At 68.0% G+C, this 18664-nt stretch carries 16 protein-coding genes; 6 read left to right on the forward strand and 10 right to left on the reverse strand.

Annotated elements, in window-relative coordinates; genetic code table 11:
* The 5 genes from tssE to AOZ53_RS25130 form a co-directional block, all read right to left on the reverse strand.
* Window positions 1-356: type VI secretion system baseplate subunit TssE (gene tssE / locus AOZ53_RS25110; RefSeq protein WP_054489800.1), on the reverse strand; the 356-nt coding region annotated here is incomplete at its 3' end.
* Window positions 357-426: 70 nt separating this feature from the next.
* A complete protein-coding gene (locus tag AOZ53_RS25115) occupies window positions 427-930 on the reverse strand; it encodes an Hcp family type VI secretion system effector (RefSeq protein WP_006395404.1) in 504 nt (167 codons plus the stop codon).
* Between the two features lie 40 nt (window positions 931-970).
* Window positions 971-2461: a type VI secretion system contractile sheath large subunit gene (gene tssC / locus AOZ53_RS25120; RefSeq protein WP_054434064.1), complete on the reverse strand. Its 1491-nt coding sequence runs from the start codon at window positions 2459-2461 to the stop codon at window positions 971-973.
* Window positions 2454-2978: a type VI secretion system contractile sheath small subunit gene (tssB, locus tag AOZ53_RS25125; RefSeq protein WP_006395406.1), complete on the reverse strand. Its 525-nt coding sequence runs from the start codon at window positions 2976-2978 to the stop codon at window positions 2454-2456. The genes tssC and tssB overlap by 8 nt, the downstream gene beginning before the upstream one ends.
* A gap of 68 nt (window positions 2979-3046) precedes the next feature.
* A complete protein-coding gene (locus AOZ53_RS25130) occupies window positions 3047-3766 on the reverse strand; it encodes an outer membrane protein assembly factor BamD (RefSeq protein ID WP_231689975.1) in 720 nt (239 codons plus the stop codon).
* Window positions 3767-3955: 189 nt separating this feature from the next.
* On the opposite strand from AOZ53_RS25130, the gene tssJ reads away from it, so the two are divergent.
* The 6 genes from tssJ to AOZ53_RS25160 all read left to right on the forward strand — a co-directional run bounded on the left by tssJ (window position 3956) and on the right by AOZ53_RS25160 (window position 13108).
* Window positions 3956-4573 (forward strand): type VI secretion system lipoprotein TssJ, encoded by a 618-nt coding sequence (gene tssJ, locus AOZ53_RS25135; RefSeq protein WP_231690686.1) that lies wholly within the window; start codon window positions 3956-3958, stop codon window positions 4571-4573.
* Between the two features lie 73 nt (window positions 4574-4646).
* Window positions 4647-5993 carry a type VI secretion system baseplate subunit TssK gene (gene tssK / locus AOZ53_RS25140; RefSeq protein ID WP_054434061.1) on the forward strand — a complete coding sequence of 449 codons (1347 nt, stop codon included), beginning with the start codon at window positions 4647-4649 and terminating at the stop codon, window positions 5991-5993.
* A gap of 59 nt (window positions 5994-6052) precedes the next feature.
* Window positions 6053-6832, forward strand: a complete 780-nt coding sequence (gene icmH, locus AOZ53_RS25145) for a type IVB secretion system protein IcmH/DotU (RefSeq protein WP_054434059.1) — start codon at window positions 6053-6055, stop codon at window positions 6830-6832.
* Between the two features lie 25 nt (window positions 6833-6857).
* On the forward strand, window positions 6858-12068 hold the full coding sequence (gene tssI / locus AOZ53_RS33780; protein ID WP_082385764.1) for a type VI secretion system tip protein TssI/VgrG: 5211 nt from the start codon (window positions 6858-6860) through the stop codon (window positions 12066-12068).
* A 127-nt stretch (window positions 12069-12195) separates the two neighbouring features.
* Entirely contained in the window at window positions 12196-12690 is a 495-nt protein-coding gene (locus tag AOZ53_RS25155) for a hypothetical protein (RefSeq protein ID WP_231689973.1), read from the forward strand.
* Window positions 12691-12718: 28 nt separating this feature from the next.
* Entirely contained in the window at window positions 12719-13108 is a 390-nt protein-coding gene (locus tag AOZ53_RS25160; RefSeq protein ID WP_054489802.1) for a hypothetical protein, read from the forward strand.
* 6 nt (window positions 13109-13114) lie between these two features.
* Here the strand turns inward: AOZ53_RS25160 and AOZ53_RS25165 are convergent, their stop codons facing one another.
* From AOZ53_RS25165 to AOZ53_RS25185, 5 genes are all read right to left on the reverse strand, one after another.
* A complete protein-coding gene (locus AOZ53_RS25165; protein WP_054489804.1) occupies window positions 13115-13906 on the reverse strand; it encodes a DUF3304 domain-containing protein in 792 nt (263 codons plus the stop codon).
* Window positions 13903-16203, reverse strand: a complete 2301-nt coding sequence (locus AOZ53_RS25170; protein ID WP_054489809.1) for a DUF2235 domain-containing protein — start codon at window positions 16201-16203, stop codon at window positions 13903-13905. Before AOZ53_RS25170 ends, AOZ53_RS25165 begins: the two co-directional genes overlap by 4 nt.
* Window positions 16196-16975 carry a DUF3304 domain-containing protein gene (locus AOZ53_RS25175; protein ID WP_054489820.1) on the reverse strand — a complete coding sequence of 260 codons (780 nt, stop codon included), beginning with the start codon at window positions 16973-16975 and terminating at the stop codon, window positions 16196-16198. Before AOZ53_RS25175 ends, AOZ53_RS25170 begins: the two co-directional genes overlap by 8 nt.
* Window positions 16976-17009: 34 nt before the next feature.
* Window positions 17010-17981 (reverse strand): DUF4123 domain-containing protein, encoded by a 972-nt coding sequence (locus AOZ53_RS25180; RefSeq protein ID WP_054489810.1) that lies wholly within the window; start codon window positions 17979-17981, stop codon window positions 17010-17012.
* Window positions 17982-17994: 13 nt separating this feature from the next.
* Window positions 17995-18664: DUF2345 domain-containing protein (locus AOZ53_RS25185; RefSeq protein ID WP_156333511.1), on the reverse strand; the 670-nt coding region annotated here is incomplete at its 5' end.

The following is an 18664-nucleotide window of genomic DNA, read 5'->3' on the forward strand; positions in this document are numbered from 1 at the left end:
TACAGCACCGACGTGGCGCGGCTGTCGACCTGCAGCACCACCCGCACGTGCGTCAGCCGCGGCTCGTGGCGCGCGATGGCCTGCTCCAGCGACCGGCAGATGAACTCCCGGTCGTAGTGGCTGGCCAGGCTGAGCCCGGAGAAATCCGACAGCCCATAGGTCAGGATCGACCGCTGGCAGTTCGGATAGCGCTTGAGCGACGCCTCGGTGAAGACCATGCGGGTATTGAGCAGGGCCTCGATGTCGCGCGCGACGGTTTCCTTGATTTCCTCGACGGACAACCGCCGCAGCGCATGCGGCGCCGGGCCATCGCCGTCGAACAGCTTGTCGAACAGGCTGGGTTCGAATCCCTTCATCACGGACCTCATTCAGGAAAACCGCGGCCCGGGAGCGAGCCGCGGCCTTCGCCTTGCCGCGCGGTCGGGGTCAGACCGAGTAGGTCTTGTCGTTCTTGGTCAGGCTCCAGGCGCCCTGGGCGTTGCCGCCCTGATTGCCGCCGACCTTCTGCTGCGTGTACTTCCACTGGACAGCGGCGTACTTCAGCGAGAACGATTCGTGCGGCAGGCCCTCGCTGACCACTTCCGGCGCCACGCGCGAGATGATCACGTACTTGAGCTTGATTTCCAGGTATTTGACGCGGTTGCCTTCGCCATCGGCGCGCAGGAAATCGATGGTCACTTCGTCAAAGGTGGTGCCGCCCGAGGCGTGCTGGTAGAGCAGCGGGCTGACCACGTCCAGGTCCTTGGTGAAGACCATTTCGCCGTGCTCGGTGCGCTCGGCGGTGTGGCCGCCCGAGGTCGAGGCCGTGGCCGAACGCGGCTGGATGATCTCGTGGCGCCACGAGCCCACTTCGATCCAGTCCGGGTGATCCTTGTCCTGGGACTCGCCCTTGAGCGCAGGATTGCCGAATTTGACGTAGATGTCCTTCATTAAAGTACTCTCCGGTTAAAAGCTTTGGATCAGACGGTCATCACGATTTCTGGGCCTGGGCGGGCAGTTCCGCAACCAGGCGCAGGGAAATCGACAGCTCGTCGAGTTGGAAATGCGGCCGCAAAAACGCCACGGCCCGGAACACGCCAGGACGACCCGGCACCTCGGCGACTTGCACCGATGCTTCCCGCAGGGGAAATTGCGCTTTCTGCTCCTGGCTCGCGTTGTCGTCCAGCAGCACGTACTGCGAGACCCAGCGGTTCAGGAAGCTCTCGACCGATTGCGCGGACGCAAAACTGCCGATCTTGTCCCGCATCATGGCCTTCAGGTAATGGGCCACCCGCGACACGGAGAAGATGTATTGCAACTGCGCCGACAGCACCGCGTTGGCGTTGGCGCTGTCGGTGTTGTATTTCTTGGCCTTCTGCACCGACTGCGCGCCGAAGAACGCGGCGTAGTCGGAGTTCTTGCAGTGCACCAGCGGGATCAGGCCCAGGTCGCTCAGTTCCTTCTCGCGCCGGTCGGTGATGGCGATCTCGGTCGGGCACTTGAGCGCGATCTCGCCGTCGTCGGTCTTGAAGGTGTGGGTCGGCAGGTTCTCGACCAGGCCGCCGCCTTCGACGCCGCGGATCGCCGCGCACCAGCCGAAGTCGGCGAAGGCCGCGGTCAGGCGCGCGCCGAAGGCCCAGGCGGCGTTGCACCACAGGTACTTGGAATGGTCGGTGCCGTCGACGTCCTCGACGAAGTTGAAGCCTTCCACCGAGGTGCCCTCTTTCGGGTCGTACGGCAGGCGGCCCAGGAAGCGCGGCATGGTCAGGCCGACGTAGCGCGAGTCCTCGGAATCGCGGAAGCTGCGCCACTTGGTGTATTCGACCGTGTCGAACACCTTGGCCAGGTCGCGCGGGCGGCCCAGGTCGGCGAAGCTGTCCAGGCCCAGCAGTTCGGGCGAGGCCGAGGCGATGAACGGCGCGTGCGAGGCCGCGGCCACGTGCGACATCTGCTCGATGAAGTACATGTCCTCGGGCTGGCGGGTGATCTCGAAGTTGCCCAGCAGCGCGCCGAACGGCGAACCGCCGAAGGTGCCGAATTCCTCTTCGTAGACCTTCTTGAACATCAGGCTCTGGTCGAAGTCGATGGCGGTCTGGAAGTCGCGCACCAGGTCGCGCTTGGTGACGTTGAGCACCTTGATCTTGAGCATCGGCCCGGTATTGCTCTCCTGGCACAGGTAATGCAGGCCGCGCCAGGTGCTTTCGAGCTTCTGGAACTCGGCGCCGTGCATGACTTCGCTCAGCTGCGCGGAGATCAGGCGGTCCAGCTCGGCCACGCGGGCGTCGAGCATGGCGGACAGGTTGTCCGACACCACCACGGTGCCCTTCATGACTTCGCGGGCCAGTTCGCCGATCAGGTCCTTGGCGCGGTCGTGCTCGGCGCTGGACTTGGCCACCCGGCTCTGTTCGACGATCTGGTCGAGCAGGCCCGCGTCGGCGGCGGCCGGGGCGGATGCGCTGTGCGCGGCGGCGGAATTACTCATTGCGGCCTCCCTTGCCGTCCTTGCCGGCTTCGCTGGTCAGTTGCTGCAGTTTTTCCGTGCTGCTGAGCACCTCGCCCAGCAGGTCTTCCAGCTTGTCGTTGCCGGCCAGCTTGTTGCGCAGGTCGGCCAGCTTGGTGCGGATGTCCAGCAGCTCCTTGAGCGGCTCGATCTGCTGCACCACCGCCTCGGGGCGGAAATCCTCGACAGAGCGGAACTTCAGGTCGACGCCGAAGGTGCCGCCCTCGTCGGTCAGGCGGTTCTTCACGCGGTAGGCGGCGCGCGGCTCCAGGCCGCGCATCACGTCGTCGAAGTTGTCGACGTCGATGTTGACGAACTTGCGGTCCTTCAGGCGCGGCAGCTCGGCTTCCGACTGCGCGCTGAAGTCGCCCACCACGCCGACGACAAAGGGCAGTTCCTTCTGCTCGATCGCGTCGCCCTTCTCGACGTCATAGGTCAGTTGAACGCGCGGCGGGCGCACTTTCTGCAGTCTTTTCTGAACGCTTTCTTTCTTGGCCATTGAGGGCTCCCAGCGGATGCGTAGTGACGAAGGCGCGTGGACCCGGCCTGCCGGGTCCGGCGGGCCGATCAGGGTTTGTTGATCAGATTGCCGAACGGATCCGGCGCGCGGCCCCCGGCGGGCGGGGTGGATGGGGTGGATTGGGCAGGCTGCGCGGGCGCCGTGGCGCCGCCGGATTGCGCCGGGCGCGCCGCCGGCGCAGCAGTGGCGCCGCCGTTGGCGGAAGGCGTACCGGCTGCGGGCGTACCGGCCGCGGGAGCCCCGGCTGCCGGCGTACCGGCGGCGGCCGCGCCCGGCGCGGCGGCGGCGTCGTTGCGCGGCTTGGGCGGCGGACGCGTGCCGCGCGACGGCGGCTTGCGGCCTTCGGGGAACAGCACGTCCTGGCCCAGCGTCTCGCGCATGGAGGCGGCCAGCGCCACCGCGTCATTGCGGGCATTGCCGGCCAGCAGCGCATCGGCGCGCAGGTCCGCCAGCGATTGCATGGCGACCCGCAGGCCGCCCACGGCGCGCACCGTCTTGGCGGTGAAATCGTTCTCGTCGCGGCTCAGCGCTTCGTCCGCGGCGACGATGGCTTCCCCGTATTTCTGTTCATCAAAACGGATCTTGGCGATGTACGACCAGGGCTCGCCGCGCGAGGGATTGCGCTGCGCGATTTCCTGGAATTGGACCACGGCTTCATCGCCTCCCTTATTGGCCAATGTCTCGGTGGCCCGGGTGATCGATTGCTTGTATTCGGCGTCCGTCTGGGGCTTGCTGGTCGTGGCGCAACCGGCCATCAAGGCCACCATACCGCCTATGAGGAAATACCGGGAAAGTTGCATTTTTGGGGAACGTGTCCGATGTAACCAAGGGCCGCGTATTTCAACAACTTTTTGTTAGTACACCACTACAGTGCATTACGTCATGTAACTTGCCACGAAATGTCGCTCAACGTGCCGCCATCTGTATGTTGTCGCAATGATCCGGTATAAAGAGCCATGTCAAAACATCTCAATTTATCGCGATGCTTGGCGGCCTCGATGCTGGTCGCGGTGGCCCCGGTCATGACGGGTTGTGCAGCGGTTTCCGCCCTTGGCGCGGTCGCCGGAATCACCGGCACGGCACTCGATGCGGCGGGCCTGAAAAAGGACCCGAATGCGCCCACTGATGTGAAATTGGCGATACACGCCGGAGAAAATTTGAATGCGAGCAGCGGCCAGCCAACGGCTGTCGTTACGAAAGCATACTATTTGAAGAACGCCGAGGCATTTCAGCGCGCACCGCTCACGCAATTGGTTGATACTGAGCAGGAAAAGGCGGCATTGGGCGACAGTCTCATTGCTTCGCGCGAGATCACATTGACGCCCGGCCAGCGCTTCGAAAACATCGAAAAAGTGCCGAAGGGCGCCACCTATATCGCCGTTGCCGCCTTGTTTTACGCACCCGCGCCACAGCGCTGGAAATACGTGTTCGAGGTCAAATCGGTCGAAGACAGCGGCATCGTCCTGGGCGCACACGCGTGCGCCATGACGGTCGCCACCGGCAAGATCGTGCTGCCGCCCGGCATGCCGGCATTCGATCCATCCAGGCTTGGCTCGTTGCAATGCCCTGACTGAATCCAGCGCTCGCCCTGGATCCGGTACGTGAAACGTCCTCTTCATATAGACACATAAACGAGAGCCCGCCAACGTGAGTTATTCAGCGAAGATTTTGTGGGGAGAGGGGCTGTTCCTGCGGCCCCAGCATTTTCAGCGGCAGGACGCCTACCATGAGGCCCGCCTGGCGGAAATGAGCCGCGCGCTGCACCCGTATTCATGGGGACTGCGCAGCGTGCGCTTCGATGCCGCGGCGCTCGCCAACGGCATGCTGCGCGCCACCGAGCTGTCGGCGATCTTCCCCGACGGCGAAATCTACAACGCGCCCCACAACGACGACCTGCCGCCCGCGGTGGCGCTGGACGGCCTGGACGGCGCCAGCGAAGCGGTGTTCTACCTGGCGCTGCACCCCATGAAGGACATCGGCGGCAATTACCGCGATGCGCAGCAGGCGGAAGGCTTCGACTCGCGCTATGCGCACCACGACCGCCCCGCCCCCGACCTGTACACCAACGCCAGCACCGCCGAACTGGCGTTCCTGCGCAAGAACGTGCGCCTGCTGTCCGAACACGAGCCGCGCGACGCGCTGCTGACCATCCCGGTGGCGCGCGTGCGCCGCACCGCCAGCGCGGGCTACGAGCTGGACACCAGCTTCATCGCCCCCAGCCTGACGGTGCAGGCCTGCGGCGCGCTGTTCGAGCAATTGCGCCGCCTGCTGGACGCGCTGCAGGCCAAGGTCAACGCGCTCTATGGCTTTCATCGCGAGCCGAGCAAGAACATCATTGAATTCCGCTCGGGCGACGTGGCCTCGTTCTGGCTGCTGCACACCGCCAACGAGGCCTACTCGGCGCTGTCGCACCTGTTCCACAACCCGCAGTTGCACCCCGAGCGCCTGTTCCAGGAAATGCTGCGGCTGGCCGGCGCGCTGATGACTTTCTCGAAGGTGCACACGCTGGCCGACCTGCCGGTGTATCGCCATGAACAGCCCGGCGCCGCGTTCGCGCAGCTGGACACGATCCTGCGCGACCTGCTCGACACCGTCATCTCGACCCGCTACTTCTCCATCGTGCTCGAGGAGCTGCGGCCGTCGTTCCATGTCGGCCGGCTCGATTCCGACAAGCTCGACGAAACCACCGCGCTGTACCTGTCGGTGTCGGCCGCGACGCCGGCCAGCGAACTGGCGGAGACGGTGCCGCTGCGCTTCAAGGTCGGCGCGCCCGACGACGTCGAGAAGCTGGTGCTGTCGGCCATGCCCGGCGTGCAGCTGGTGTACACGCCGCAGGTGCCGCCGGCCGTGCCGGTCAAGCCGGGCGCGTGCTACTTCACGCTGCAGACGCGCGGCTCGCTGTACGACCGCATGCTGCAGGCCCGCAGCATCGCCATCTACGCGCCGTCCGGCATTCCCGAACTGAAGCTGGACCTGATCGCCGTCACCCGCTGACCGGCGCCCGTCCATCCCCCGATCCGACGCAACCCCGACGCTTACCGAAAGAGCCCGCCATGAACGCCGCCGCGCCCTCTCTGATGCCCGGAGCCTCGCTCCCGCCCCGTGCCGCCGATTTCTATGGATCGCGCCCCGCCAAGTCGCTGCTGGACCTGCTGTACGACGGTTTCCTGATGCTGTTCCTGCTCAAGAGCGGCCAGGAACCGGCCAGCGCCGCCTCGTTCTCGGCGCGGGTGCAGCAGTTCCTGGCGGACTTCGAGCGCAGCGCCAAGAAGCTCGACATTCCGGCCGAGGATGTCTACGCCACCAAGTACGCCTTCTGCGCCGCGGTCGACGAGACCGTGCTGAACTCGCAGTTCTCGATCCGCGACGCCTGGATGCTGCAGCCCTTGCAGCTGACGTTGTTCGGCGAGCAGCTGGCGGGCGAGAACTTCTTCTCGCGCCTGGAAGACCTGCGGGCCCAGGGCGCGCCGCGCCTGCAGTCGCTGGAGGTGTTCTACATGTGCCTGCTGCTGGGTTTCCAGGGCAAGTACATGATCGAGGGCCAGGAAAAGCTCGGCTACCTGACCGCGCGCCTGGGCGACGAGATCGCGCTGCTGCGCGGCAAGCGCGCCGGCTTCGCGCCGCACTGGCCGCTGCCCGACAAGATCGCCCACACGCTCAAGCGCGACGTGCCGCTGTGGAGCATTGGCGCGCTGTTCGCCCTGCTCGGCCTGCTGGCCTACCTGGGCATGGCGCACTTCCTGAACGGCGACATGCAGACGGCCATGGCGCCGTACCACGACATCGTCAAGCTCGGGCCGCGCGCCGCCCACCTGACCATCTCGCTGCCCTGACGGCCCACCCACACCGCCACGCATCATGATCGATCGTTCCCCCCTGCCCGCCGGCTACAGCAGCCTGAACGTCGCCGCCCTGTCCCAGAACGCCCGCCTGCTGCAAGCGCGCACGCCGCTTGGCGACGCGCTCGTGGTCGAGCGCATGCGGCTGCGCGAAGGCGTCTCCGAGCTGTTCGCCCTGACGCTGGATTGCCTGGCCTCGTCCGCCGAACTGGACGTCGAGCCGCTGCTGGGCAAGGAGATCAGCGTCAGCCTGCTGCTGGCCGATGGCAGCCAGCGCCGCTGGCATGCCGTGGTCGAAGGCGTCGATGCGCTCGGCGCCGACGGCGGGCTGGCGCGCTACCGCCTGCATGCCGCGCCCTGGCTGGCGACGCTGCGGCTGCGGCGCGACAGCTTCCTGTTCCAGGACAAGTCGGTCACCGACATCCTGACCGAGATTTTCGCCGACTACCCGCAGGCCTCGTACGCCTTCGACATCGCCGAGCCGCCGGCCGCGCAGCCGGTGCGCACCCAGTACCGGGAGACCGACCTGGACTTCGCGCTGCGGCTGATGGCCGAGGCCGGCCTGAGCTTCCGCTTCGACCACCAGCAGGATGACGGCCAGTCCGACGGCTCGGGCGGCGCGCGCCACCGCCTGGTGGTGTTCGACGCCGGCGTCGCGCAGCCCGACAATCCCGCTGCCTCGTTGCGCTTTCACCGCAGCGACGCCACCGAGGCCGAAGACAGCGTCACGCGCTTCGGCGCGGCCCGCGCCGTGCGGCCCAACACCGTCACGCGCGTGGCCTGGAACGACCGCGCCCTGCTGGCCCATGGCGCCCAGGCGCAATCGGCCCTGGACGCGGGCGCCGTGCCGGCGCTGGAGGACTACGACTACGACGGCCACGGCCGTCATCGCGACGACGAAGGCGCCGAACGCCTGGCCGCGCGCGGCCTGCAGGCGCACGAAGCGCGCATGCTGCGCTTTGACGGCGGCGGCACCGCGCGCCAGATGATGCCCGGCCACGTGTTCGCGCTGACCCAGCACGACCGCTACGCGCCCGGCGCGGGCGGCGCCGCCGATGAGCTGGCGGGCAATCGCTATACGCTGCTGCGCGTCGAGCACGAGGCCGCCAACAACCTGGGCAGCCAGGCCGCCCAGGTGCTCGGCGCGGCCGACCTGGAGCGCGGCGCCTACCGCAACCGCTTCGACGCCCAGCCCGCCACGGCGGCGCTGCTGCCGGCCTGGCGCGCGCGGCCCACGGCTCCCGAGGGCGTGACCGCCGTCGTCGTCACCGCCCAGGACGCCACGGTCACCACCGGCCGCGACCTGCGCGTGAAGGTGCAATTCCCGTGGCAGCGCGGCCAGCGCCCGTTGCAGGGCGGGCTGCCCCATCGCAGCCATGGCGACGACGCCGGCAATGCGCCGGGCGACGACCGCTCCGGCGCCTGGCTGCGCGTGGCCGGCGCGCAGGCCGGCCCCAACTGGGGCGCCCACCACCTGCCGCGCCAGGGCACGGAAGTGGTGGTCGAATTCCTCGATGGCGACATCGACCAGCCCGTGGTGGTGGCGCAGCTCTACAACGACAGCGACCTGCCGCCCTGGACCGCGGGCGTCGACGCCGACGCCAACCATCCCGGCACGCTCAGCGGCTGGCACAGCCAGGGCCTGGATGGCCAGGGCCACAGCCAATGGCTGTTCGACGACACCGCCGGCCAGGTGCGCACGCGCCTGTCCAGTTCCATCGCCGCGTCGCAACTGGGGCTGGGCTACCTGGTCAAGCAGGGCGCCGACGAAGCCTCGCGCGGCCAATGGCGCGGCACGGGCTTCGAATTGCGTTCCGACGCCTGGACCGTGGTGCGATCCGGCCAAGGCATGCTGCTGTCGGCCAACGCCCGCGAAAGCGCCGCCTCGACCCAGGCTGACACGCGGGAAGCGCTGGCCCTGATGCGCGGCGCGAAGAACGCCGCGCAACGCATCAGCGACGCCGCCACCCAACGTCAGGCGCGGCCGCTGGCGGCCAACAGCGAATACGACGCGTTGATCGACGCGGTCGATCCCAAGGCCGCGGGCCGCTACCCCGGCAGCGTCGGCGGCCAGCAGGCGGTCAAGGCCAGCGGCGGCGAGCGCGGCGGCAGCGACCCGGTCGAGCGTATCGACGGCGCGCGCATGCTGATCGACGCGCCCTCGTCGATGAACCTGTCGACGCCCGCGACGGCGATCCTGCATGCCAGCGAGAACCTGCATGTCACGGCCCAGGCCGATGGCCACGTGGCCGCGCGCCAGACCTTCGCCAGCGCCTCGGGCCGCTCGACCAGCCTGTTCGTGCAGGACGGCGGCCTGCGCGCCATCGCGGCCAACGCGCCGGTGTCGATCCACGCGCACACCGACATGCTGGAGATGCTGGCGGGCCAGGACATCACGATCACCTCCACCACCGACGGCATCGAGATCCTGGCGAACCAGCGCATCACGCTGCAGGCCGCCGGCGGCGCCATCGTCATGGACGGCGGCGACATCCTCTTCAAGGGCCCCGGGATGTTCTCCGTGAAGGGCGCCTCGCACAACCTGATCGGGCCGGCCAGCGATGCCGCCGCCCTGCCCGCGCTGCCGTCCAGCCAGGTCGGCGACCCGATGCTGGTGACGGCCGAACTGGTGCATCGACCGGCCGCGATGAAGCAGGCGCTGGCCGCTTCCGGCCAGGCGCTGAACGCCGCCGGCGCGTCCGACGCGATGGCCGCGGCGCCGGCCGCCGCCGAGGGCGCCGCCCTGGGCGGCATCGGCTCGGCCCTGGCCAGCGGCGCCAGCGCCCTGTCTGGCGGCCTGACAGCCGCTTCCGGCATGCTGGACAAGGCCAAGTCCATGGCCGGCGCCGCGCTCAAGCCCATACAGGATCTGGGCGCGATGGCCGGCAAGGCCATGGGCGCCGTCACCGAGGCGGGCTCCGGCCTGGCCTCCGGCGTGGCGGCCAAGGCCGGCGGCATGGCGCAGTCCGCGGCGGGCGCGGTCACGCCGTCGCTGATGAGCGGCGGCACTCCGTCATTGATGGGACGGGCCGCCTCGATGGCCGGCAATGCCACGCAATCCCTGGTGAGTGAAGGCGCCGCGTCCCTGACGCAAGGCGCCGGCGGCGCGCTCGCCAGCGCCCTGCCCATGCCCGCGGGCCTGGCCAACGCCGCCGGCGCGGTCTCGCAGGCCGGCGCCATGGCGGACCAGGCAGCCACCCTGGGCGGCAAGGCCGCCGGCCTGCTGTCCGGCGCGGGTGCAGCCGGCGCAGCGAGTGCAACGGGCGGAGCAGGCGCAGCGGCGGCCACGACGGGTGGCGCCGCGACCGGCGCCGCCGGCATGGCCTCTTCCGCCACCGGCATGGCCGCGCAAGCGGCCGGCGCCATGGGCAATGCCTCCGCCGCGTCGGCGCTGTCGGCCGCCTCAGGCCTGACGGCGGCGGGCGGCGGCGGCGTGGGCGCGGCCATCGGCCCGATGATGACGCAGGCCATGGGCGTCATGGGCGACCGCGGCGCGGCGCTCGGCTCCACCGTGAACACCCTGCTGTCGATGCCCGACGTCACCCAGGGCAACCTGCCTGCCGTGGCCGGCGCCATCCTCAGCACGCCAGGGTTGAGCAACTCCGCGATCCCGACGGTGGTGGGCGCCATCCTGCAATCGCCCAGCATTTCCAGCGTGACGCTGCCCAAGGTGGCGGAAACCATCATGAACATTCCGGCGGTGGCCAACTCGCCCTATCCGGGCCTGGCCAAGCGCGTGATGGAGGCCGCCGGCATCAACCTGCCCGGCGCCGCCCGCGTGCCCGGCGAGGCCACCGGCCAACCGGCAGGCAGCACGCCGACGCCGGCCAGCACGGCGGCCTCCCCCTACCAGGCGCGCAGCGGCGCCAAGCTGCAATACGTCAATCTGCCGCAGGCCGAGGAACGCTGGAACGATGGCCAGGCGCTTACCAGCCTGGACCGCCAGACCAACAAACCCAAGATCCACGTGACGTTCAACAAGGCCGGCCAGCACCGCTTCACGGTCAAGGTCAGCCCGCGCCCGGGCAATGCGGTGTACTCGGCGCGCGAACTGAGCCGCCAGCCGCTCTACCGCGAGCCGAACCAACGCTCCTACAGCTACGTCACCGATCCGGACGGCACCAAGATCGTCGACGACATCACGCTGCCGGCCGCCGGGCTGAACACCTATCTGTTCGAGGTGGTCAACGACAAGAACCAGATCATCTCCACCGAAGTCGTGGAAACGGTCAGGCGCCTGTACATCCAGGAGATCATGCTGCCCGGCCCCGAACCGATGCAGCGTCCGCACGGCTTCCAGCCAACCGCCACCGAATACGCGCGGCACGGCGTGGACGTGGTGCAGCTGCCGCCGCTGACCACGCGCGGCCAGGCCAATTACGATGTGATCTACGACAACAGCGCGGACGATCCGCGCCTGCGCAGCGCGGCGCGCTCGGTCTATGCCCAATCGCAAGGCGCCGAGCGCGAGCCGTTCACCATCGTCGCCTGCCACGTGGACCGGCTGGCCACGCCGAAGCCGGTACAGCCCTTCTACATCCGCGCCAATGCGGGTCCGGGCGCGGGCAGCACGCAGGTCCAGTTCGCCGATGCCGCGGGCGACGTCAGCTTCCTCTGGTACAACATCGACCCGGGCCAGGACTGGTTCCTGGAATGCCTGTTCGAATACACCGACCCGGCCGCCGGCGTGCGACGCGCGGTGGTGCCGCGCGATCGGGTCACGCCGGTCCCCTACGATCCGGCCGAGCCCAAGGCCTGCCATGCCGTGAATGTCCGCCTGGAGGGGCTGCTGCCCGTGCCCACGGCCGGCAAGATCGTGCTGCGCGTGCGGCTCATGGAAAGCGCGGCGGCGGGCATCGCGTTCTACAACACCAACCTGCTGTGCGTGGCCGCGATGTCGCCCTGGGATCCGGTGACGATGGACTACCAGCAGGAGACCTTCGTGCATGAGATCGGCCACCTGATCGGCATGACGCCGAGCGGCCCGGAATGGGTCCAGGCGCATCCGGACGAAGCCGACATGGACTCGTCCAAGCTCGACAAGGGGCCGTTCTTCTATTCCAAGTGGGGCAACCACTGCCATCAGGGCCTGCCCGCCAACCAGTTCAGCGATGCCGACACCGGCGCCTGCGTCATGTTCGGCGCCGACTGCATGAGCATCCGCTTCTGCGTCCATTGCGCCAAGGCCGTCCGCAAAGTGGATATGTCCGGTGGCTGGCCCACGTTCTGACGGCCGGCGCCGCGCGGCGCCGGCCCTGGCCCTGCTGCTCGCGGCAGCGCTGACCGCCCTGCCCGCGTCGGCGCGGACCCCAGCCGGTCCGCGCGCTCCCTCTCAACCCGCTACCCAGACCGCTTCCATGACCACCGACTGGATCGACCCGCCCGCCTTCGCCACCGCGCCCATCGGCACCGTGCTGGATCATGCCTGCATCCCGCCCAACCACGGCAGCGACGATCAACTGAACATCGCCGCGCCCGCGCGGGTGCGGCCGCAGGCCACGGGCGCCCTGGTGATCCCGGTATGCGCGCAGGGCATCATCCCGGTCTCGCAGGACCAGAAGCTGCCGCGCTTCGTGGCGGTCAACACCCAGACCGGGGCGGTCTACGAAGGCGTGGCCTACGAATACAAGCGCCGTCCGCCCCGCGCCGGCGTCGAAGTCGACGAGATCCCCGGCTCGCGCCCGCCCAAGGGCATCCCGATCAGCCCGGGCATCAGCGTCGGCACGCAGTTCAGCACCGACCTGGCGGCGCAGACGGCATTGCCGAGGGAGCCGGCGAAGTACGAGGTGTATATCGAGTCCAACGGCGTGCGCTCGAACACCGTCACCATCGAGGTGCAGGCGGCGCGTTAAGCCGGCGCAGCCCTCGCACCGCCCAGCCATGTTCCCGATCGAAGCCCTCCTGATCGTTGGCGCCATGGCGCTGGTGGTCGGCGTCGCCGTGCTCGTGGTGGCGATCCAGGTACTGCGATTCATCTACTGGGGGTACTGGGCCGACGATGCGACCCACGGCGAACGCCCGCATTTCACCGGACCGCTGCTGGCCCTGGCGTTCAGCCTGCTGGCCGCCAGCGAAGTCCTGCCGCTTCACCCGATCCTCGACCGGATCCATGAGCTGAATCCGGTGCCGCCCTGGGCCACGGAGTATTACGTGGTGGCCATGCTGGTGCTGATGGTGCTGTCGTGGATCCATGGCGGCAGGATCAAGAACCGGCTGTGGCAAGGGCTGCTGGGACGGCTGCGGCGGAAAAAGGCGCCACCCGCGCCGTGAACCGCGTCAGCCGCGCCTGTCGCCCGGCGGCAAGCCTCGGGCTTTCAAGCGCGCGATGACGGCCTGCGGCAGCGCGACGACGGCCTTGCCGAAGTCGCCGGGTTGACGGCCCGGCTGCGCCAGCAGCGCGGCGATTTCCGGATCGCTGTCGAAGTCGGAGGCGACGGTGAAGTACAGGCGCATGTATTGGCGCATGTCCTGCTCCTCGACGATGCGATACTTGATCCAGGCCGTTCTGGCCACCTTGCCCAGGACACGCAGCACCTCGTAGCGATCGCGGTAATCCTCGAACGCGCCGCCGTATTGCCGGTACAGCCAATCCGCGGTGTCGGCGAGCGGGAAGCGCGTCTGCCCGAGCAGATTGCGGCTAAGCGCCAGCTCCATGCGCTCATCGGGATAGATGTGCAGTTCCAGGTACAACGGCCCATCGCCGGGGGGAATCGGCGTCGGGTCCATGTGCACCGTGGTTTCCTTGTGAAACAGCAGGCTGTCCAGCGTGCCGTCATGGAGATGCTTGATCGCCTCTTCGCCGTCCACGCCCGACCATTGGACCTTGAACTCCGTGCCCTTCAAGGTATAACAGCAGGTCACCGAACCCTCGCCGCCACCCACGCCCATCGCGCCGCTTCCGGCGCTCCGCCCCTTCGCATCGGAAATGCGGATGGTATCGATGTCCCAAGGGGTGTAGTTGTAGGCGATCAGGTTCAGGCCGCGATACTCCGGTTCGCCGCCGCAGGCGGCCACACCCGCCAGCAAGGTGATCGCCGCCAGCGCCCGGATCGCGCTCGCAACGGTCATGGCCGCGCCGGCGCCAACCCATCCAGGTTGGCGCGCATCTGGTCAACGCGCGCCGCGGAAGCGGTATCGGCCTTCATCTTGCTCTCCTCGGCCTTGAAATCGGTCTTGCCGAAAATGTCCTTGTCGCGCGTGCGGAAGTACAGGGACGTGCTGGCCAGCAGGTGATCCGGCCAGCTGCTCAGCATGGCGTCATGCACCAGGAAGTCGAACAGCGCCATGACCTTGGGCGGCAGCGGATTCTTGCCGGCGCTGGCTTCGCGCCAGATGTTCAGCAGGCGCTGCTGCGTCGCGCGCCTGGCTTTCATGTCGGCGAACGGGTCCTTGGGCTTGTCGTCCTCGGTCAGGGTGCCGCCGCCGCGCGTGATGAGCTCATTGCGCATGTTCTGCATGTTGAGCTGGTCCTGGTCCATCTGTTCCATGGTGCGCACGACGTTCGGATTGCGCCGGCGGAATTCCTCCTTGTGGCGCTCGCGCTCCGCGTCCTGCCGTTCGGCGTCTTCGAGCCCGCGGTATTCCTCTTCCAGGCGCTGCCACAACGGCTTGAAGCGTTGCGGCGGCAATTCGCCGCGGCTGGCCTCGGCGCGGTCCCGGCGTTCGTTCTTGAGCGCCTCCAGTTCCTTCAGGCGCGCCGTATTCTCGGGCTTGTTGCGCTCCTCGCGCGGCAGCATCGAGACGCGCCGCAGTTCCTCGTTGTAGGCCTGCTCGGGCGTGAAGAAGTCGCGATCCTGGATCCACTTCTCGGCCGGATCGGACAGATCGCTCTTGAAGACCGGATCCTGGTAGCGCACCGCGAGCCAGCGCAGGAACACCTCCATGTGCGGCATGAAGTCGATGCCCGGCTCGTACTTCACCACGCCGCGATAGGCCTCGACCAGTTCGGTGATCCGGTAGCTCTGGGCGCCGTCCTTGATGGGGATGCCCATGCTGAACTTGGCATAGGTCAGCGGCCGCTTGTCGAACAGTTGCTCCATGCTGTAGAACCCCACGCCATTGCACAAGCCCAGGTTCAGCATGTCACGCAGCGGAACGCGCGACAGCTCGCCGCGCGATCCCAGCGAGCCCTCCGGACTGACGCCGGTCACGTCGCCGCTCGACCCCGGATAGAGATACTGCTCGCCGCGCGTCTTCTCCAGGCTGTCGACGCGCTGATTGGCGCGCAATTCCTGGGCGGCGGCGAAGTGCACGCACTTCTCCACCGCGCCCGGCACCGTCAACGTGCGGTCCTTGTGCGTCTGCTTGAGCAGATCGGTGAACGGCAGGAAGCCCAGGAACGTGCTTTCGTCCATGATCGACGACACCGAGTCCAGCAGGCCCAGGAAACGGATGCGGATCTCGGCCTCGCGCGCGCCCTTCTGGCCCGGGAACACCAGGTCCTTGTCATGGCGGCGGCGATACTTCTTGACCACATCGTTGATGAACTGGCGCGCCATCACGCCGCCACGGTCGCCGCCGAACACCGAGATCTCGATCCGCCGCACGTTGTTCATCTCGGCGCTGACGGCCTCGTGCGTGGCCCGCAACTGCCGCAGCGCGGCATCCACGCGCACGTCGACGCCCGTGCCCATGAGGTAGGCCACGGTCTCGTTGTCGCGGATGACGGGCACGCCCTCCATGACCGTGGTCTTGGCGACTTCCTTGCCCGCGGTCCAGGCGACCTTGAGCGGGTTTTTCTTGAAGCCCGACCAGAAGCCCCGCACGGTGCCCTTGGCGCGGTTCACCAGGCGCTCGGGGTCCCATGCATTCCAGATCCGGACCACCTTGTCGGGCAGCGTCTTGACGTCCTTCACCACGTCCTTGTACGCCTTGACCATGGGCTGGAACGAACCCTCCTTGATCATTTTCTGTGTCGCGCCGCGCAAGCGCTTCAGGGCGTCCGTCTCCGGAATCTCGTCGGCGCGGGTGATGTTCTTGGCCGCGCTCTGGGCGTTCTTGATCGTCTCGCTGAGGATCTTCTTGCCCGCGGCGGTCGCGCCGTAGATCAGGTCGTCGTTCCTGGCATCCTCGTTCAACTCCGTGCCGAGGCCGGAGTAGTAGAAGCGGAACCAGTATTGATTGACCGGCCGGTCTTCATCGTCGTGGGCGTAATGCGCTTCCCACAGGCGGCTGACGTTGGAATAGAACGTGGGATGCTTGCTGTCCACGTCCCGGCTGCGGCCGAAGCCGTCGAAGAAGAAGCCGATCCGGATCACCGCCCCGCATTCCTGGCAATCCTGCCGGGGATAGGCGGCCTCGCTCTCGGCCATCTTCTTGAGCACGGAGGCAGGCGTGCGATCGACCGGCGGCAGGTTGTCAGCCATTCTTGGCTCCCGGCTTGGCGCCCGTGGCCTTCAGGTGCGCGATCTTGTCCGCCGGCAGCTGCCGGACGGCCTTGGCGAAGTCGCCCGGCTGGCGGCCCGGCTTGGCCAGCAACGCGGCGATGTCCGCGTCGGCGTCGAAGTTCGATGCCACCGTGAAGTACAGGAACATGTACTGTTGCAGGTCCTGCCCGTCCTCGATCCGGTACCTGGTCCACGCGGTCTTGGTGACCCTAGCCACCACCCGGCGCACTTCCGCGCTGCTGCGATAGTCGCCCAGGGCGTCGCGATGCTGCGCGTAGAGCCAGCGCGTGACCTCGACGATCGGCAGGCGGACCTGCCCCAGCAGTTTTCGGCTCAGGGCCAGCTCCATGTGCTCATCGGGATAGATGTGCAATTCCAGGTACAGCGGCCCCTCGCCCGGCGGCACGTCGGTGGCGGGGAAATGCACCGGGGTTTGCTTGTTGAACATCACCTCGTCCAGCTTGCCGTCGAACATGTGCTCGCGGACCTTCTCGCCGTCCGCGCCGCGCCATTCGACCTTGAAGTCGGTGCCCTTGAGGCTGTAGCAGCACGTCACCGAGCCTTCGCCGCCGCCCGCGCCGATGGCGCCCGTGGCGGCCTTGCCGCCGTGCGCGTCCGTGATCTGGATCCGGTCCAGGTCCCAGGGGGTGTAGTTGTAGGCGACGAACGACAGGCCCTGGTAGCTGGGTTCGCCGTTGCAGCCGGCCAGCAGCCCCAGCCACATCATCAGGACAAACAACCCCTTGCGCATCAAAGACTCCCATCCATATCGCGTGCCTGCCCCGTCATGCCTCGACCTCCTCGTTCCGTTCCTGTTCCGCCCGCAGCAGCGCGTCCCACACCGCATCGGGCACCTGCGCCAACGCCTGCGACAGGCCGTCGCCCTGGAAGGCGCGCAGCGCGGGCGCGATCGCCTCGTGTTCATCAAAGCGCGGGGAAATGGTGATGCCCCACGCCACGTAGTCCAGCATGTCGCGCTCGCTCTCGACGCCGTGGGCCCGGGCCCGCGCCATCTGCTCGACCACGCGCGCATACAGATCGTCCTGCCGCACCCCGCCGCCCAGCACCCCCAGGTAGATGCGGCGGATCTGCACCGCCAGCTTGTCCGGGTAATCCAGTTCCAGCAGACGCTCATGCTGCGCCAGCGCGAATGGCTGTTGCCGCGGCCGGTCGGCGGCGTCCAGGCTGACGCCCGGCCCCGCCCACTGCGCCATGGCGCCATCGCGGCGCGCATAACGCAGCAGGCTCAGCGGCGCCAGGAAGCGTTCGCGCTCGGGCGCCGTCCAGACCTGGAAAGCGCGATCCAGGATGCGGCTGTCGTAGAAATGCAGGTAGTACTCGCGGCCATCGGGCAGTCCATACTCGCCGTAGTAAGCGAAGTGCGCCATCAGCTCGGCCAGCGGCAGCGGCGATACGACATGCGTCACCGCGTAGACGCCGCCCTCGATCTGGTGCAACCGCCTGAGCAGGCGCAGCACCTCCGAGGTGCGCGGCTCGCCAGGCCCGCGCCACAGTTCGAAACGGCTAAGGTCGTCGAGCTCGATCAGCAGCGGCGCGATCTCTTCGTAGACCGCCAGCTCCGTGCCGACCCAGATCGACCCGTGACTCAGGTCGGCGCTGGCCTTGACTGGCGCGGCCAACTCGGCGCGCCCGCGAAAGTCCACCAGCAGATAGGTGTAGAGCGGAACGCCGCGGGCATCGGCCAGATCGGCGGCCTGCGCCAGGGTGTCGTTCAGATGTGCTTCCCAATCCATCATGCCGCGGTTCGCCTCACGCCTTGTCAGTGATCGACTGCACGCCATCGTGCGCATCCAGCACGCATTGCTTGCAGACCGTGAATTGCGGGAAGGCGTAAGGCAACCTGTCCGGCCCGGCGAACTGCTTGTTGCCGGTCTTGACGTCGATGCGGCCGGGCGCGGTGACGGTGATGTTGCCGCCCTCGAGCACGATGCTGGCGCCCGCCGCCGTCGCGATGCGGATGCGCTTGGGCGCGGCGTATTCCACCGCGGTCTGGGCGCTGCCAATGGTGATGTCCTGCTGCGCCTGCACCCGCAGGATGTCGTGCTGCGCCTGGATGTCGACGTTGCCCTTGGCCGAGATCAGGTCCAGGCCCGACTCCGCGCCGCTTTGCTGCAGGCCCGCCACGATGCCCAGGCCCTGCCCCGTGTGCAGACGCAGCGCGCCCATCACCGCCAGGTTCTGGTCCTTGCCCGAGGACCAGTGCACGGCCTCGCCGGCGGTGTATTGCAGATGCTGCCCGGCGACCTGCGCCAGCCCCGCCCGCGCCGCCATCAGCACCACCGGATCGGTGGCGTGCGGCACCTTGCCTTGCGCGGCCTGCGTATGCTTGGCCGAGGCATCGCCACGGGCGCCATCCAGGCTGTCGCCGGCGACGGTGCCCGAGACCGTGCGATGCATGGCCGCCAGCGGCGCCTTGTCG

The sequence above is a fragment of the Achromobacter sp. 2789STDY5608621 genome, assembly GCF_001299375.1.
GTDB lineage: Bacteria > Pseudomonadota > Gammaproteobacteria > Burkholderiales > Burkholderiaceae_B > Achromobacter > Achromobacter insuavis.

Excerpts from the sequence above, each read along its gene's own strand:
- AOZ53_RS25115 (WP_006395404.1), bottom strand. The coding sequence starts at position 930 with ATGAAGGACATCTACGTCAAATTCGGCAATCCTGCGCTCAAGGGCGAG.
- tssC (WP_054434064.1), bottom strand. The coding sequence starts at position 2,461 with ATGAGTAATTCCGCCGCCGCGCACAGCGCATCCGCCCCGGCCGCCGCC.
- tssB (WP_006395406.1), bottom strand. The coding sequence starts at position 2,978 with ATGGCCAAGAAAGAAAGCGTTCAGAAAAGACTGCAGAAAGTGCGCCCG.
- AOZ53_RS25130 (WP_231689975.1), bottom strand. The coding sequence starts at position 3,766 with ATGGTGGCCTTGATGGCCGGTTGCGCCACGACCAGCAAGCCCCAGACG.
- tssJ (WP_231690686.1), top strand. The coding sequence starts at position 3,956 with ATGTCAAAACATCTCAATTTATCGCGATGCTTGGCGGCCTCGATGCTG.
- icmH (WP_054434059.1), top strand. The coding sequence starts at position 6,053 with ATGAACGCCGCCGCGCCCTCTCTGATGCCCGGAGCCTCGCTCCCGCCC.
- tssI (WP_082385764.1), top strand. The coding sequence starts at position 6,858 with ATGATCGATCGTTCCCCCCTGCCCGCCGGCTACAGCAGCCTGAACGTC.
- AOZ53_RS25155 (WP_231689973.1), top strand. The coding sequence starts at position 12,196 with ATGACCACCGACTGGATCGACCCGCCCGCCTTCGCCACCGCGCCCATC.
- AOZ53_RS25160 (WP_054489802.1), top strand. The coding sequence starts at position 12,719 with ATGTTCCCGATCGAAGCCCTCCTGATCGTTGGCGCCATGGCGCTGGTG.
- AOZ53_RS25165 (WP_054489804.1), bottom strand. The coding sequence starts at position 13,906 with ATGACCGTTGCGAGCGCGATCCGGGCGCTGGCGGCGATCACCTTGCTG.
- AOZ53_RS25170 (WP_054489809.1), bottom strand. The coding sequence starts at position 16,203 with ATGGCTGACAACCTGCCGCCGGTCGATCGCACGCCTGCCTCCGTGCTC.
- AOZ53_RS25175 (WP_054489820.1), bottom strand. The coding sequence starts at position 16,975 with ATGCGCAAGGGGTTGTTTGTCCTGATGATGTGGCTGGGGCTGCTGGCC.
- AOZ53_RS25180 (WP_054489810.1), bottom strand. The coding sequence starts at position 17,981 with ATGATGGATTGGGAAGCACATCTGAACGACACCCTGGCGCAGGCCGCC.